At 43.5% G+C, this 2,343-nt stretch carries 1 rRNA gene; it reads right to left on the bottom strand.

The annotated features are described in order from the left end of the window. Window positions 1-73 precede the first annotated feature (73 nt). Window positions 74-1,755 (bottom strand): 16S ribosomal RNA (locus CQA43_RS09295). Window positions 1,756-2,343: the final 588 nt, after the last annotated feature.

The raw sequence follows: 2,343 nt of genomic DNA, 5'->3' as shown, positions 1-2,343 counted from the left end.
AATAATCTCTGAAAACTAAGCAGGAAAAGAACAACTTAAACTAAAAGAAACGAATCTTTAGTCTTTTCTCTTGAAAGGAGGTGATCCAACCGCAGGTTCACCTACGGTTACCTTGTTACGACTTCACCCCAGTCGCTGCATCCGCCGTGGGCGGTAGCCAGTTTGGCATTCCGACTTAAGGCGAATACAACTCCCATGGTGTGACGGGCGGTGAGTACAAGACCCGGGAACGTATTCACCGTAACATAGCTGATTTACGATTACTAGCGATTCCAGCTTCATGTAGTCGAGTTGCAGACTACAATCCGAACTGAGAGAAGTTTTATAGATTTGCTCCATTTCACAATATTGCATCTCTTTGTGCTTCCCATTGTAGCACGTGTGTAGCCCTAGGCGTAAGGGCCATGATGACTTGACGTCATCCTCACCTTCCTCCTCCTTGCGAAGGCAGTCTCCTTAGAGTGCTCTACCGAATAGTTAGCAACTAAGGACGAGGGTTGCGCTCGTTGCGGGACTTAACCCAACATCTCACGACACGAGCTGACGACAGCCGTGCAGCACCTGTTTTCAAGTTCTAGCAAGCTAGCACTCCACTATCTCTAGCGGATTCTATCAATGTCAAGCCTAGGTAAGGTTCTTCGTGTATCTTCGAATTAAACCACATGCTCCACCGCTTGTGCGGGTCCCCGTCTATTCCTTTGAGTTTTAATCTTGCGACCGTACTCCCCAGGCGGAATGCTTAATGCGTTAGCTGCATTACTGCAGAGACAAGCTCCACAACAACTAGCATTCATCGTTTAGGGCGTGGACTACCAGGGTATCTAATCCTGTTTGCTCCCCACGCTTTCGCGCATCAGCGTCAGTTATGTTCTAGCAGGTCGCCTTCGCAATGAGTATTCCTCTTGATCTCTACGGATTTTACCCCTACACCAAGAATTCCACCTACCTCTCCCATACTCTAGAATAACAGTTTCAAATGCAGTTCTATGGTTAAGCCATAGGATTTCACATCTGACTTGCTATCCCGCCTACGCGCTCTTTACGCCCAGTGATTCCGAGTAACGCTTGCACCCTCCGTATTACCGCGGCTGCTGGCACGGAGTTAGCCGGTGCTTATTCGTTAGATACCGTCATTATCTTCTCTAACAAAAGGAGTTTACAATCCGAAAACCTTCATCCTCCACGCGGCGTTGCTGCTTCAGGGTTTCCCCCATTGAGCAATATTCCCTACTGCTGCCTCCCGTAGGAGTCTGGACCGTGTCTCAGTTCCAGTGTGTCCGTTCACCCTCTCAGGGGTGCTTATTCGTTAGATACCGTCATTATCTTCTCTAACAAAAGGAGTTTACAATCCGAAAACCTTCATCCTCCACGCGGCGTTGCTGCTTCAGGGTTTCCCCCATTGAGCAATATTCCCTACTGCTGCCTCCCGTAGGAGTCTGGACCGTGTCTCAGTTCCAGTGTGTCCGTTCACCCTCTCAGGCCGGATACCCGTCATAGCCTTGGTGAGCCATTACCTCACCAACAAGCTGATAGGACATAGACCAATCCTTTAGCGAAAAACTTTCCCTCGTAAGGAGTATCCAGTATTAATCATCGTTTCCAATGGCTATCCTAGACTAAAGGGCATGTTATCTATGCATTACTCACCCGTGCGCCACTAATCCACTCTAGCAAGCTAGAGCTTCATCGTTCGACTTGCATGTATTAGGCACGCCGCCAGCGTTCACTCTGAGCCAGGATCAAACTCTCCATAAAAATCTAATGGGAGTTTGAGTCAAAAATATAAAATTAATGACAGAAACTCTCCATAAAATTTCTTTGTCTTTTGGGTGATTTTATGTGAGATTCGCTTTTTACTCTTGAATAGCCTTTACTTATGGCAATTTAGTTGTAAAAAGCTCACAACCCACAAACCCTCCGCAAAATACTTTGAAATTAAATGTTTAGATTGATTTTAATTTTTGAATGATTTTTGTAGTTGTGAGGCAATTTGTGTGGAGACTAGACTTAAGGTCTGTCGCAAAAACAAATTGCAAACTCTGCAAAAAGCAATAAAAAGAAAAATCAAGATTAGGTTAGTTTGTCCTAAAATCTCAAAATCTCTGTTTAGACTTGTGTTTTACAAGCGTAAAACTACAAAGTAATAAATGAGTTTATGTTGTTAAGAAATTAGAAAATAAAAAGAATGTTGTTCTTCTATTTCCTGCTTAGTTTTCAAAGATCATTTTAACTTTATATAGATGTAAATACATTACAAAAGTTAAAGAACATTTTTACTCTAAAGATTTTTAGCGCAAAAAAGGAAGCAAAATTATAGCAAAGAAAACTTAAGGGGAGGTTAAA

It is taken from the genome of Helicobacter ganmani, from assembly GCF_003364315.1.
In the GTDB taxonomy this organism is placed as follows: Bacteria; Campylobacterota; Campylobacteria; order Campylobacterales; family Helicobacteraceae; genus Helicobacter_D; species Helicobacter_D ganmani.
This window is presented reverse-complemented; position numbering and strand designations above follow the sequence as displayed.